Source organism: Rufibacter glacialis (assembly GCF_008271745.1).
Lineage (GTDB): Bacteria > Bacteroidota > Bacteroidia > Cytophagales > Hymenobacteraceae > Nibribacter > Nibribacter glacialis.
On record NZ_VKKZ01000010.1, the window covers coordinates 963,884 to 978,212 of the forward strand.

13 protein-coding genes are annotated in these 14,329 nt (G+C 46.9%); 1 reads left to right on the plus strand and 12 read right to left on the minus strand.

Annotated elements, in window-relative coordinates; genetic code table 11:
- Positions 1-47: 47 nt before the first annotated feature.
- Together FOE74_RS04810 and FOE74_RS04815 are read right to left on the minus strand one after the other, a co-directional pair.
- Positions 48-2,558: a TonB-dependent receptor domain-containing protein gene (locus FOE74_RS04810; protein ID WP_149097444.1), complete on the minus strand. Its 2,511-nt coding sequence runs from the start codon at positions 2,556-2,558 to the stop codon at positions 48-50.
- Positions 2,559-2,960: 402 nt separating this feature from the next.
- Positions 2,961-4,811 carry an outer membrane protein assembly factor BamB family protein gene (locus FOE74_RS04815; RefSeq protein WP_149097445.1) on the minus strand — a complete coding sequence of 617 codons (1,851 nt, stop codon included), beginning with the start codon at positions 4,809-4,811 and terminating at the stop codon, positions 2,961-2,963.
- 462 nt (positions 4,812-5,273) lie between these two features.
- Here FOE74_RS04815 and FOE74_RS04820 point away from each other — a divergent pair, with 462 nt between their 5' ends.
- Entirely contained in the window at positions 5,274-5,564 is a 291-nt protein-coding gene (locus FOE74_RS04820) for a YciI family protein (protein ID WP_149097446.1), read from the plus strand.
- 144 nt (positions 5,565-5,708) lie between these two features.
- Here FOE74_RS04820 and FOE74_RS04825 read toward each other — a convergent pair whose 3' ends face one another.
- The 10 genes from FOE74_RS04825 to FOE74_RS04870 form a co-directional block, all read right to left on the minus strand.
- Positions 5,709-6,692, minus strand: a complete 984-nt coding sequence (locus FOE74_RS04825; RefSeq protein WP_149097447.1) for an ABC transporter ATP-binding protein — start codon at positions 6,690-6,692, stop codon at positions 5,709-5,711.
- A gap of 156 nt (positions 6,693-6,848) precedes the next feature.
- Positions 6,849-7,472, minus strand: a complete 624-nt coding sequence (locus FOE74_RS04830) for a CatB-related O-acetyltransferase (protein WP_149097448.1) — start codon at positions 7,470-7,472, stop codon at positions 6,849-6,851.
- A gap of 184 nt (positions 7,473-7,656) precedes the next feature.
- Positions 7,657-8,217, minus strand: coding sequence for a GNAT family N-acetyltransferase (locus tag FOE74_RS04835; RefSeq protein WP_149097449.1), 561 nt, complete (start codon positions 8,215-8,217; stop codon positions 7,657-7,659).
- A 313-nt stretch (positions 8,218-8,530) separates the two neighbouring features.
- The gene (locus FOE74_RS04840; RefSeq protein ID WP_149097450.1) at positions 8,531-9,169 is read right to left on the minus strand and encodes a hypothetical protein; all 639 of its coding nucleotides are present in this window, start codon (positions 9,167-9,169) and stop codon (positions 8,531-8,533) included.
- A 501-nt stretch (positions 9,170-9,670) separates the two neighbouring features.
- Positions 9,671-10,708 (minus strand): hypothetical protein, encoded by a 1,038-nt coding sequence (locus tag FOE74_RS04845; protein ID WP_149097451.1) that lies wholly within the window; start codon positions 10,706-10,708, stop codon positions 9,671-9,673.
- A gap of 272 nt (positions 10,709-10,980) precedes the next feature.
- Entirely contained in the window at positions 10,981-11,484 is a 504-nt protein-coding gene (locus FOE74_RS04850; protein WP_149097452.1) for a hypothetical protein, read from the minus strand.
- A 73-nt stretch (positions 11,485-11,557) separates the two neighbouring features.
- Positions 11,558-12,160 carry a hypothetical protein gene (locus tag FOE74_RS04855; RefSeq protein ID WP_149097453.1) on the minus strand — a complete coding sequence of 201 codons (603 nt, stop codon included), beginning with the start codon at positions 12,158-12,160 and terminating at the stop codon, positions 11,558-11,560.
- Positions 12,161-12,262: 102 nt separating this feature from the next.
- On the minus strand, positions 12,263-12,691 hold the full coding sequence (locus FOE74_RS04860; protein WP_149097454.1) for a hypothetical protein: 429 nt from the start codon (positions 12,689-12,691) through the stop codon (positions 12,263-12,265).
- A 245-nt stretch (positions 12,692-12,936) separates the two neighbouring features.
- Positions 12,937-13,227, minus strand: coding sequence for a hypothetical protein (locus FOE74_RS04865; RefSeq protein WP_149097455.1), 291 nt, complete (start codon positions 13,225-13,227; stop codon positions 12,937-12,939).
- A gap of 154 nt (positions 13,228-13,381) precedes the next feature.
- Positions 13,382-14,185: a hypothetical protein gene (locus tag FOE74_RS04870; RefSeq protein ID WP_149097456.1), complete on the minus strand. Its 804-nt coding sequence runs from the start codon at positions 14,183-14,185 to the stop codon at positions 13,382-13,384.
- Positions 14,186-14,329 lie beyond the last annotated feature (144 nt).

Below are 14,329 nucleotides of genomic sequence, written 5' to 3' on the forward strand. Positions count from 1 at the left end.
ACCGGCACGAGCATGCGCGGGAGTGCATGGTGTAGTTTTTACGCCAGTTACCCTTTCTTTTTCCCGCCTTCGCCGGTCAACCGCTCCAGCGCCTTGTCGCGTTTAAACTCCATTTTCCCGAAACGGTAGTTGAAGCTCACCCGCACCACGCGGTTGTAGTTGTTGTTCTGGTTGTGATTGTAGGAGTTGGTGTTGTTGACCGTGGTTCTGATGGCGTTGTTGCTGAACAGGAAGTTCTCTACGTTCAAACTCAGGCCGCCTTTGCGCTTCCAGAATTCCTTGCGCAGGCCCAGGCTGTAAGAGTAGGTATAGGTGCTTCGGCTCTGCAAGGACAGCCGCGGCGAGTTGAAGGAACCAGCCGTCTGCACGCTGAAATCATTCACGAACCGGTAAGAGACGTTTCCGCTCAGGTTATACATGAACCCCGCCCGCTGGATGACCTCGCGGCCCCTGAAACTGGTGAGGTCGTTGTAGAATAGGTTCAGGTTGAGGCCGGCCTGCCCTTTCTGCCAGAAGCGGGAAGAGACCGAGAGGCTGGAGCCGTAGGTGGCGTTTTTGCCCAGATTGGCGAAGGTGGTGTGCAGGGTGTCGTTGTTTTCTTTGATGGGAAATTGGTACTGCGAGATGTCATTGTTCGTTTGCCGCCAGTAGGCAGAGGCATTGAAATTAGTGGTCTTCAGAAGCCAGCTGTAGTTCAGCTCTGCGTTGTGGGTGATCTCCGCGTCCAGGTTGGGATTGCCGTAGCGGATGTTGAGTTGGTTGCTCTCATTGCGGTACGGGTTCAGCTGTTGCATGCCCGGCCGCTGGATGCGCGTGGAATAGCTGAACCGCAGGCGCTGGTCGTTCTTAAAACGCTTCATGAGCATGATATTGGGCATGAAGTTATGGAAAGGCTTTTCCAGGTCGGTTTCCACGTGGTTGGTGGTAAAGTGGCCGGTCACGGCCGTGTATTCATAGCGCCCGCCCACGCGCAGGGTATAGGTTTTCTTCCAGCGGTAGGTGTACGACAGATAAGAGGAATACACATCCTGGTCATAGGTGAACAGGTTAGAGCGCGCGGGGTCTTCCACCAAAGGTGCCTGGGCAGAGCGGGAGAACAGGAAATCATAGTCGCTGCCGGCGTGGCGCAACACGGCCCGCACCCCGCCTTCCAGATGGCCCAGTTTCTCCAGGGGGTGCGCGTAATCCGCCTGGAAGGTGAGTTCCCGGTTGGTGCTGTGGTTGTCGCTCTGTTCCAGCCGTGTAATGGCCTGGGTATTGTTCTCCTCGGTGAGGGAATACTCGCTTTCGCTCCCGTTCTGGTTGAAAATAGCCATGACGGCCAGTTCCTGCCCTTTCTTCTGGAAGCGCCTCTTATAGTGTAGGTTGGTCTCAACCCCGTGGTGGTGGTTTAGGTTGTCAATGTCCCGGAACCGGTAATTCTGCACCTGCTCCTCGCCCGCGGGCGTGAACTGGGACGTGGAAAGGGTGCGGTCACTTAGGTTGCGGGAACGGTTGAGGCGCACAGTGGCGCTGAGGTTGTTCTGCTCGTTGAAATCATAGTCGCCGCCCAGTTGCGTGAAAAGAGAACGGCCGTTGTTTTCAAAGGTGCTGCTCTGCTGAATGAGTTTGGTGGGCGTCTGAATCAGGTTCTCTTCCCTGAAATACACCTGGTCAGATTCTGCATCACCCACCCGGTCGTTGAAGTTGCCGCCCACGCTGCCCCGAAGCCCGAACTTCTTCCTGCGCAGGTTCAGGTTGGTGTTAAGGTTGTTGGAGCGGTTTCCGGCGGTGGCGGTCACCTGGCCGGTCATGCCTTCCATGGAGCTTTGCTTGGTGATGATGTTGATGACCCCGGCGGTGCCTTCGGCATCATATTTAGCCGAGGGGCTCGTGATCACCTCCACGCTTTTGATCAGGTCAGCCGGGATCTGCTGCAGCGCCTCGGCCAGGTTATCTGCGAGCATGGTAGAGGGTTTGCCGTTGATCAGGATCTTGACCTTGGTGCTGCCCCGCATTTCCACGTTCCCGTCTATGTCCATGGCCAGCGAAGGCACTTTCTTGAGCACATCGGCGGCGGTGCCGCCAATGTTGGTAATGTCGTTCTCCGCGTTGTAGACCATGCCGTCGTCGGTTTGCTGAATCAGGTCTTTCTCGCCGGTGACCACCACTTCCTCCAGGGCCTTGCTGTCAGACTCCAGCAGAATCTGCCCCAATTGTACCGGAGCCGTACCCGTCGGCACGGTAATGGGGTGCAGCTTGGTTTTATACCCAATGAAACTGATGGCCAGAATATAGGAACCGGGGCCTACTTTGGGCAACGTGAACGTGCCGTGGGCATCACAGGGAACGCCCGTAATGGGTTTGCCTTCCTGGTCTTGCAGCGCCACGGTGGCAAAGTCTACCGGCGCTTTAGAGGCCGCATCTACCACGGTGCCGGTCACCAGTACCCCGCCTGTTTGCCACATGCTGGAGATAGCAGGAGCGGCCCCGGCCGAACCGGAAGAAAGCAGGAGAGACCCTGCCAGAAGGAGGGACACGAGGGTGCATTGGAGAAAAAGCAGGTTTCTTCTAGCCATACTGAAAAGGCGGGCAAGGAACTAAATAAAGCAATTGGTAGACCATACACCAGTGATTCCCTATTTCTCCTTCTCTTTCCTCTGGCCGACGGAGCTCCTTTGACACCCGCCAAGCCGAATGGTTTAATCCATTGACTCAGAAAGTCTAGCTGACAGCTTAGAAGAAAAAGTGCCTTGAAGAACCGCACCTGGCTTACCAGGTCCTGGCTGGGGAAAAACAGAGGATTCAAGGTTTCTTTTCTGGTAGTTTTCCTGGTGTTTTGGTAAAAAGGGCGCCAAATCAATTAGCTGGGTCAAAAAAATCCCCTCCTAAAAAGGAAGGGATTTTCTGATTGTAAAGGCTTCTGGTTTCAGGCTCCTTTTTTAAAGAAGAGCGCTTAACGAGGGCCAGAACTATTCTCCTTAATAGGTGAGCATCTCTACTTTTCCGTCCATGGTGGCGGCCAAAAGGCGGCGCTTGGGCAGCACGTTTACCGTGTTCACCATGGAATTATCAATCTTGTGGGCCCAGTTCACCTGCTGCGTTTTGGGGTTGATGCTGTAGACCACGCCGCTCTTGGTCCCGAAGAACACCGCGCCGTCTTTTTCAATTAGCATAGAGGGTATGTGCTCGTAGCCAAAACCGGCTTTCAGGCGCCAGGCCAGCTTAGGCGCTGTCTTGTTCGTTTCAAACGCCACCACGTCGTCTTGCATGGTTTTGCCATAAACCAGTTTTTTATCCGCTGAAATACCAATGGATTCCCGCACGGTGGCTTCTTTGCTGCGCCACAGGGCCTGCCCGGTTTTGCTGTCCAGGGCGGTGATAAAGCGGTCTGGGGCCACAATATAGACCACGCCGTCGTGCGCCACCGGTACCACCATGGCCGGGGAGAACATGCGGTTACCTGAGCCGTTGTTCCATTTCCAGGCCAGGGTGCCGTCTTTCTGGTTCAGGGCGTACAGATGGCGGTCCCAGGCGCCAAAGATGATCTTGCCTTCATAGGCCAGCGGCGTGCTGACAATGGCGCCTTCTACCCCCGTAAACTCCCAGAGCTGCTTGCCCGTGGCGGCTTCCAGAGCCCTGAACTTGCCATCGCTGCCGCCAATGTACACTATGCCTTTCTCCACCAGCGGTGAGCCCAGCACCGAGGCATCGGTTTTGGTTTTCCAGGCTAGTTTTCCGGTTTTGGCCTTCAGGGCGTAAATGTGCCCGTCGCCGGAGCCAAAGATCACCTTGTCTTTATAGGCCGCCGGCGAAGAGAATACTCCCCCGCCAGTCTGGAACGACCACGCTTTCTGGCCGTCTTTCTCGCGTAAAGCCTCCACCTTGCCCACGCTGTTCCCAAAGATCACCAGGCCTTGGCTGCTCACCGGAGTAGAGATCACGTTGGCGTCTGAGTGGTAGCTCCAGGCTTTTTTGGTAGTGGCATATTGGTCATTCACCGCAAACGACGGACGCGGATAGGTTTTGCCGTCTTGGTAGGAGCGGGACCCCAAGGCAATTCTGCGCCACACCGGTTTGGTGCCTACGCCCGGGGTTCTCTCCGCAAAAAGAGCGGAGTCCTGGCGCATCTCTACCAGGTTATAGCCGCCAATGTCGGCTTTGGCGCGCAGGTTGGAACGGCCCATGGTACCCAGTAAACCTTCAGAGTCTGCCACGCGGTTCTGGTGGCCGTGGCCGCAGATAGAGAACTGGGTGTTGTGTTTTTTGAGCCGGTCAATGGCGTCATACCAGTTGTCCAGGCCATTGTCCAGCGGGTAGTGGTTGATGAACACGATAGGCTGATTCTTGGGTGTTTTGGCCAACACACTGTCCAACCAAACGGTGGCGTCACGGGGAATGTGGCCATCTGACATGCGCACGTACGGGCCAGAGGCGCACCCGATGAACTTGAGGCCTTTGTGCTCAAACACGAACTTGTCTGACCCAAACTCCCGGATAAAGCTCACGCCCCCAGATTCTGACCAGCCGGTGTCATGGTTTCCGGGCACAATGTAGTAAGGCACTTTGAGCTGACTGATGATCTGCTTCGCCTTTTTCAATTCTTCGTCGGTGCCCATCTCGGTGATGTCGCCGGTAAGCAGCACGAAGTCAATGCCCGGTTGGCTGTTGATGTCAGCAATGGTGCGTTCCAGGTCTTCCTCGGCCCCGCCGGTAGCGGAGCCAATGTGGGTATCGGTGACAAAGGCGAATTTGAAGGATTGGGCCGCCACGGTGTGCCAGGCACTTAGCCATGTGCAAAGCACCAGTAGCAGGAGGGAAGTTTTTTTCATACACTAAAAGGAGAAAGTATTGGATGGCTAATATCTGCAAATGCCCATAGATAACCCAAACCCACCTAGTATATCTTTAAATTTTTTTAAAAAGTAAGACATAAGACAGTCTATCTGTTTTCACTGTCCTGTATCATTGTTGGTGTTTTCACTAACAATCCAGACGCAGGCACCCCAGCCCTTGCTGGTGAACACACGCAGCAAGGGCTAGAGTACTTTGGTTTGCCTTTACTAAAAAGGTTTTTTTTTAAAGTAAGGTAGAAGGCAGGAAGCCTCTATTTGAGGGCTAACTAAAATTGGATTCAACCAACGGCGGTGGCCCTACTAACCATTCCAAATTGAGTGATGGATTAAGAAACGGGAGAAGCCTTTCCTTTAAATAGCAGCTGACGTTTGCTTGGTTCCTATGGTAGGTTAGGCTATTTTCTGTACCTTCCGCAGTAGAACCAAAACCCATTCAACGTGCCACAGTTTTTGATTACTGCCCTAGATTATACTGATGCCCAAGCCCTGGAGAGACGCATGGCGGCTCGGCCTTTCCACCTGGAATTAGCCAAAAAGATGAAGGCGTCTGGCAACCTCATTTTAGGCGGCGCCATGTTGAGCCCCGAAGAGAAGATGATTGGCTCTACCCTGGTGGTGGAGTTTGAGGGCGAAGAGGCCATCCAGCAATGGCTGGCCGAGGAGCCGTATCTGCTACAGAAGGTGTGGGAGAAGGTGGACATCAAACCCTTCAAGGTAGCGGCCCTGTAACCTTATTCCCCTAAGGAGGCTCCTTGCGGCTTGCGGTATAGAAAGGCGTTCCAGGTCTGTTTTTTAGAAAACAGGCCTGGAACGCCTTTTTTGCCCCTGGTGGTTTTTTTTAAGAGAAGCGGTTCAGCTGTTAGGTAAGCTCTTTTACAGAAACCACACCTTTTCGGGGGCCAGGGTAACAAAGGTGGTTTCTTCTTTTTTGAAGTGGGATAGGGTGGTTCTGGCGGTGATGGATCCGGTAGGCAAAAGTACTTCCACTTCATAGTGGCTGCCAAAGAAGGTCACCCGTTGTATTTTTCCGCCCACGGCATGATGGCTTTCCCGTCCTAACTGAAAGTTTTCCGGCCGTACCAGAACCATTTTACCTGCTAGGTTATCTTCTGCAATGCCCGGGAAGGCCCTGGCCTGGGCTGGGGAAAGCAGGTCATACTTCCCGAACAGGCCTGCTACGTACTCAGTGGCAGGTTTTTGGTAAATCTCTTGCGGGGTGCCCTGCTGTAAGACCTGCCCCGCTTGCAGCACCAGAATCTCCTCGGCCCAGGAAAGGCTGTCCAGCGGGTCATGCGAGATCAGGAGGCAGGTGATGTCCAGCTCATCACTGATGTCCTGGATCACGGTTTTCAGGAGGCTTTTGTGGCCGGTGTCCAGGTTGGAATAAGGCTCGTCCAGTAACAGCAGCCTGGGCGAAGTCAGGAGCAGGCGGGCCAGGGCGATGCGTTGCCTTTCTCCGCCTGAGAGTTGGTCGGTTCTGCGGGAAAGCAGGTGGCTGATCTGGCAGACGGCATACAGGGCTTCGGCCTCATCCTGGGTAAGGGAATTGGCATACCGCAAAACCTGTTCCACCCGCAGAAACTCCGGCAGCTCATATTGCTGCGATAGATACGCGATGCCCGGATGCCCCGCTACCAATTTCTCCTCTGGGCCTCTGACCCGATCGCCCTCAAAAACGACGATGCCCGATGTGGGTTGGATCAGGCCCGCGATGATCTTGAGCAAGGTGCTTTTCCCTGAGCCTGTTTCCCCGGCAATGGCCATCTTCTGGAACTCCCGCTGGGTAAAGCTGATATCTTTCAGAACTTCCTCTTTCTCGCCTTGTTTGTGAATGCCCGCTACTTGTAAAAACGTCATAAATGAGTGGAGAATCTTCTCTGGGTATGGTGGGGAAGGGTAGCGATTACCGCTTCGTTTGGCAAAGCTAGCCAAGAAACAGGAAATTCAGGTGAGGTGCTTTGGCTTAACCAGGAGCCTGAGGGTTGGGAGCGTACCAGGTAAGTCAGGGTATTACTAATGGGGTAATGACTCCACGTTGGCGCCTGTGAGGAGATGGACATGAGCGGTTATCTTCTCTAGGTCCCAGTTCCACCATTGCAGTTCCAGCAGCTTTTGAATGTGCTCCTCCGGAAAGCGTTTCCTGATGGGTTTGGCCGGGTTTCCACCTACTATGGTGTAAGGCGCCACGTCTTTCGTGACCACAGAATGCGCGGCTATAATGGCCCCGTCCCCAATCTTCATCCCGGGCATGATGGTGGCCTGGTGCCCGATCCAGACGTCGTTCCCTACTATGGTGTCTCCTTTGCTGGGGTAAGATTTTCCTTGCATGGCTTCTTGCCACCCATGGCCGAAGATGGCAAAAGGGTACGCAGAGATAGCGTCTGTCAAGTGGTTGGCCCCGTTCATGATAAAGGACACCCCGGAGGCAATCATGCAGAACTTCCCGATGACCAGCTTGTCACCAACGAAGTCAAAATGGTACTTGACGTTTTTCTCAAAGTTGTGAACGTCTTCAAAATCATCATAATAGGTATAATCACCTACCATAATGTTTGGCTTTGTGATGATGTTCTTCAAGAAACAAAGCCTGTTGTAATGCTCCAAGGGGAAACGGATGTCCTTATCTGGGCCGGTCATTTCTGTTTTATTTGAATGTTTTGTTAAGGGAGTGCGGCATATTCGTGAGCCACAAGGGGCCGTCAGCCTTGGGTAAAGATAAGGTCTTCCTGGAAGACAAGTGTACAGCTTGTATTGGTAAACCCCTTGGAGAATAGCCTAATTAAGGAACCTCGCGTTTTAGTTCTTTTTTAGAAGGATCAACTTAAACCTGCTGGTCAGGCTGCTGTTTTCTGTTTGCCAGCCATTCTTCTTGTTCAATCACGTAGATGTAATTCAGTTTAGGCAGTTCACCAAAGTAGGCTACTTCCTGTTCGCCCACCTTCCTGGCGCCCAAGCGACCAATAGCAATTTGAGACCGGACGTTCACGGCGCCAATATGGAAAAACACCCGGGAAACAAACCCAAAAAGGTAGTCCAGCATCAGAGCTTTCACAGAGGGGTTAACCCCTTTGCCCCAGTAGGCAGTCCCGAAGAACGTATACCCTATCAAGACACTCTTGTCTTCCTCCTGGTAATCATAGATGCGGGTACTGCCCGCCACGCTCCCCGTAGATTTATCAATGATCTTAAAGGCACCTTTGCCTTGCAGGGCCCCCTCAAAATAGGTGCGGAAAACGTCTTTCTTCCATCGGTCTTTATTGGGGTGCTGTTCCCATACCTTGGGATCTGAGGCCATCGCATACAAGGCTTCAAAATCGACTTCCTGCAGGGGATAAAGGATTACTTTTTCGTTCTCTAACACAAGTTGGGAATTGAAAGTCATGGTGTGTCTAAAGTGGGTTCTTAAACCTAAGCAAAGTTGGGAGAAATCTTTTTGCCCGGGTGGTATTAGCTGAAGTGGCGGGTGGGGATTATTGCTGGCCGCAATCGGGTTTTGCGGTAATGTCAGAGGAAGTACGAGCTTTGCTTCTAAGTGCTGGTGGAATGATGAAGATGTAATTTACGCTTCGCCTAATATGAATGCCCTACATGGTGTCACTGCGCGTAAAGAGAGGCTTGTTATATGTAGAGAGGCATAAACTGGGTGTACCCCAGCAGGAGGCAGCAATGCCCTTGTAATAAAGGAAGCGCGGTGGCTAAAAGTGAAGGAATCTATTCACCAGGAAATAGAGAATATCCTCCTCGGTTACATGTTCCTGGGTTAGCCTCTTCCAGGTTTTATCACTGAATTCAAACTTATTGCCACTGCTATCGCTGTAACTCCAACGGTTGAAAATATCCCTTTTTAGAAAAGCCTGCTCTTTCCCTGACCTGAATTCCAGATTGCCAGAAAGGTCTCTTTTCATAGAGAGTCTCTCAGTATTTCTTTTTTCTTCATAAGTAGTATTGCCGAAGATGTCTGTCCCTATCTCCACTTTGTTGTTCCGGTTATCTTCCATGACCACCTTTTCAAATATATCCACCTCAAATTTTGCCTTATACCCTATGTCTGATTTGTATTTTCGAATTACATTCCGGAAAAAGTCTATCTGGGATTCCTCCTCCGCCAGCAAGTCATGGTGCTTCAAATCAAGGTACTTCTTGGTGAAAGTAAGCTCATTGTTGTGATTGTCTGAGAAGATGAGATTGCTGAAAATGTCTTTCTTCAAGTAGGCTTTGTAGCGTTGTTCTTTCGATTCATATTGCAGGTGGCCAAAAATGTCGAATTGGATTTTCTGTGCAGATAGCTGCCAACTAATAGCTGTTAGCAAAAACAGAATAAAGTACTTCTTCATAGGTGTTCTTACTTCTATCGTATTTTGATTGCCTAACGTCTAGTATAAAAACCGTGCAAGGCCGTCGGCCGTGGTATGGTGATTATACAATGTTGTGTGCAGCATCTATTTCCCTTATTGATGAAATGGGATTTGTGTTTGGACGTTCCATTACCAATAATAAGAAACAAGGCCCTCAGTTGATTGTAGTTTCTTGCCATGTTCCATCATAAAACAGAATCTCTACCTGGTCAATTTCCCGCTGGAATGGTTATTAACATTACTTTGGAGCCAAGGTTAAGCTTCTTAATAAATTTTGTTTGTGCTAGAGTATCATGAAATTGGTCTAAACGTTAATAAATCGTCTTGAGAGTGCTTAATTCCATAAATTATTGTGCTGCTGGCAAAACTTAAAACTCTAATTCCGCTAATTCTTCCCTCTTGCACGTTCCATTAACCAAAATATTCATTCTCGGCGACTTTCTGCCGTATCCACTTCAAGTCCTGTCACTTAGCTTATAACTAATATTTTACATAAATAGAAGTGATGCCGGCGTTCCTAGTTCCATCGGTAAGGTTAAATGCAATTCCATTTTTCCAATATTTAGCCACATATTTTCCGCTTGAATTAACTTCGTAACCTGATATATATACCTCGTCACCTGATACAAAAATGGAAGTAGCGTTAGCTATATGTGATCCATCAGTAAGGTTAATACCAACCCCATTTTTCCAATATTTAGCCGCATTTTTCCCGCTTCCATTGACTTCGTTTCCTGTTACATACACATTATTATCTGATACATAAATGGAATGAGCATAGGCTTTCGTTGTTCCATCTGTGAGCTTTACTTCAGTCCCGTTTTTCCAGTATTTGACAAATTGATTTCCATTGAAATTCTCTTGATATCCTGTTACATATACATCATTGCCTGATACGAAAATAGAATTTGCATAAGCTTCTCTTGAGGCGTCTGTAAGAGTTGTCGCAATGCCATTTTTCCAATATATTGCACGTCCCCAAATAGAACCTGCCACATACACATCACTGCCCGATACATAAATGGATGTTGCTTTAGCAGCATTGGTATTTCCTTTATTAAGATTTACCGCAATGCCATTTTTCCAATATTTAGCAACTTGCCCGCTCGCTTCATATTCATTTCCTGCCACATACACATCGCTACCTGATACAAAAATGGAATTAGTGTAAGCAAATTTTGTTCCATCGGTAAGAGCAGTTGAAATGCCATTTTCCCAATATTTTGCCACCCAATATCCACGTTCATTCATTTCATACCCTGCCACATATACGTCGTCACCTGACACATTAATAGACGTAGCAAAAGCATCTTTTGTACCATTGCTAAGGGCTGTTGGTACACCATCTTTCCAGTACTTAGCTATGGCTATTCCGCTTGAATTAATTTCATAACCTGCCATATATGCACCTGAGGTGTTTCGCTGAGTGTCTGGTTCTATTGCATTATTATCGCAGCCAAGAAATGCGAATGAGAGTAAAATGACTAGGGAATATATAATTGATTGTTTTAACGTCACGATTTTAAATTTAATAAACCAAATTTTTTAAAAATTCATCTTAAGGTCAATTGAAAAGTGAATTACCTCCCAGCTGATCGTAGCTCCGCTATAACCCGCAAAAAAAACAAAATCTTATATCGGCTCATTTCCAACGGAAATAAAAAAATTGAATATCAGAAGCAGTTTTTTCAAGGGAGTCTTTAATATTGCACAGAACGGTCTCGTGTAAACAGCGTGCGAGGCCGTCGGCCGACGCATGGCTTATGCACAATGGTAGCGGCTGGTTTTTTTTAATCATTTGACTCAACCTGACTTACATTTTTTTCAAGTGATTCAGGAGTGATACTATAAATTTTATCCATAAGCTCATAGAAGTCCTCCTGTGTCTTTAATCGTAAACGGGTGAGTTGAAAGTCTGGATATATGAACTCAATCCTGTAGGGCTTTAGAGTTAATGTGCGAACAATGAACGAAATCCTCTTCAAATCGCTAAAGAATATTTTAATTTGGTTAGATTTTGAAACGATTGCTATATAATCACCATATATGTTTAGTATGGCGCTTCTATTTCTTCTACTAATCACCATTAAGCCTAAGGCTAAGCCGCCAATAGCAAAAACAACAAGAGAGGAGTTGATAAAAATGGGAGAATTATATGGTATGTTAAGTAGTAATATGGGTTCTATGAAATAGAAAAACACGCAACTACAAAGTACTATGCCCAAAAGCACCATATATAGCCTCTCAATTCTTTTGTTAGTGCTGTTAATATCAACAGGAAATGATGCTTTCATAATTTAATTCCAGCTAACGGTTAGTATAAACAACGAGCGAGGCCGTCGGCCGTAGCATGATTTTTATACAGTGTTAGTGCTTAGTTATTTTTTCTTTTGGTGGGAAAAATTGGATACCTCCAAATCCTTCTTTCCAGTCAACTGAATCCGAATTATATTCTTTGTTATTAATTTTTGCATCAAGAACAGCTAACTCTTCTTCGGTGGTTTTTCTAATTGTGTAGTATCTCAGTTTCTTTTGTTCTATTATATTATGAATTATTTCAAATTGGTTATTATAAATCGAGTCGCTGGGTGATGAAATTGATACAAATACTTTTTTTCCTATACTACTTGTGTCTTGAATAATATTATTTGCAAAATTACCAACTGTTTCATCTATTAATACAACAAGGTCGGTTGGTCTTAATTTGAGGAACTCAGGTCTTGAAAAGTCTATTCCATTCCCACACGGCCAAATATGCATATTGTGATAATAGTAATATGTTTTCCCATTTGAAGAGACAATAAAATTGTGGTGTCCGTAAAATAAAGTAGGCGGTGGTGGTGGAGTAGAGCCAGTCGAATCAACAATAGGTTTTTTAATTACATGATAAACGACTTTCTTTTCTTGAGTCGCTTTGTCGCATGCGGACAAACCAATGACTAAAAGAAAAAAAGTTAAGTATCGCTTCATTTTATTTTTATAATTAGCACTAACGGACTGGTATAAAAAACGTGCTAGGCCGTCGGCCGTAGCATGATTTTTATACCAGTCCGTTAGGCAAAGTAATTTATTTTAAATCTTTCTTATTCTCATGTGCTCTTCTGGCCCAAAACGGTCAAAGATGTAATGGACGATTTGCACCCCAGATTCTAAGTTCCAATTATGATTTGGGAATCCTTCTGTTCCTTGTGTTGTTGTGGTCGGTTGTCCAAAGGCGGTCTCAAAGTATTTCTGAAATTCATAGAAGGATTGTCTTTGGTTGGAATAGTCGTTTCTAAAAAATTCCAGCTCTTTTAATTTCTTGCCCCAGATGTTCCCGTCGAAGTGGAACCCAATATTACAGGAAAGCCCGCCCAAAGAAATGCATTCGGCTGTGTAATAGTCGCCTGTCACTTTTTTCAACTTGCTCTCCGGGAATAAGCTGATAAAGTCTGCTTTTTTTATTCCCCAATTGATGAATAAGTCTGGAGAGTCAATTTTGAAGCCTTTATGGATTTCCATTAATTCTTATTTTGCCTAACGGTTGGTATAAACGACGCCGAAGGCCGTCGGCCGAGGTGCAGTTTATACCTTGTTGTATGGTGTTGTTCTTTAGCGGTTGCCACGCGCATTGTTTTTTTTGTTTCTGGCCTGTTTTGCGGAAAGTAGCCCGAAAACAGCTCCCGGAGAATCTCAACTTTTCCGTCCGTCCTCTTTTTCTAATTTTTTACTTCTGCAACACTTTGTGGTCAAAGTCGGGTGCTGTTTTATTCTTCTTTCTCATAGGCATTAAATATTATAGAATATCCATACTCACCTAATTCATCGAAATATTGTTGATAGTCATCAGGTAAATCTTCTTTGGTGTCGAATGTAAAATATTCATCATCTATATCTAAAATCTCCCACCCATTCTCTTCTACATAATATTTTGAAAGTACCATAGCGCCATCATAGTCTTTAAAGTCAAGTAAGATTGAAGCATAGGCTCCAATCACTTTTCCAAAGAACTCTTCGTTTTCTTTTTTGGGCCGACAATGAATAACAATATGGAACATCTTGAATTAACTTTCGCTTGTTTATCGGTGAGTGCGCTATCTGCTATCTAAGCCTAAATTTTTCATTTTTAAAATGCCATACAACGTCTAGTGCATGAGACGTGCAAGGCCGTCGGCCGAAGAATGGTTTATGCACCTTGTTGGTGGTAGTACTTTATTTTTTGTACTTATAGGAATACTCTGCATAAAAACCTTTGTTAATGTCTGGGTAATTATGGGAGAATTCAATTAATCCATGTTTGTTATAGGTTGTTCTTGTTCCAGCTTTAAGAGTATCACCGTCGGAAAAGACTTTTGACAACTCCAGCTTTTGCCTTAATGTCTTCAATGTAGTTGTAACCGCTTCCAATTTTCCGTTGTTGCTGTACTGCCTACAAATAGTTGTTGCCTCGTCAGTGTATTCGTATTCCAGCTCTTTGCTGTCCGCACCAAAGGTGTTTATTCGGGAAATCCTTGCTAGTCTTTTTAGGGAATCGTAATAATACTTCTCACTTTCCATCCATTCCGTGTTCCAAGGCTCAATAGGTACTAATGAAAAACTGATTTTCGCAATCAGTAAGGAAGTAGAATCAGAGAAGAACTTTTCTTGCCTAGACAGAAGTTTGCCGTTCCCATCATAGGCTTTCTCCACTGTGTGGTTAGGGAAGTATTCTATTTTTTTGCTTCCTGTCCAAATCGTATCTCTTAACTCTATTGCATATTCCCTGACGCTAACCTTCCTTTTCAAGGAATCATAACTGTTCAGAACGAATACCTCGGTTAACCTACTGTTTGATGTTTTAAAGATACTGTAGTATTCAAGGTCACCATTACTGTTGTACTCCTCTTTAGTGATGGCTGATAGGTTTTTCTTGCCGTTCTCCAGATAGTAATTCCTTATTTCCTTAGTCTTTACCTTAGGTGTGTCGGGTTCAAACCCAAAAAGAGTAATGAATAAAAGTATAAAGAGCTTTATCATTTTTTAGTATTACCACCAACTTCTATATAACTCCCCTAAGCGGCTTCCTTTTTCAGTTCAAAGAGCCTCCGCTCTAGGTATATTATCTTCGCCTGCCTGTACTTTTTCTGATAGGCAGTCAGCTCAACAGGGCTGAACTCCTGC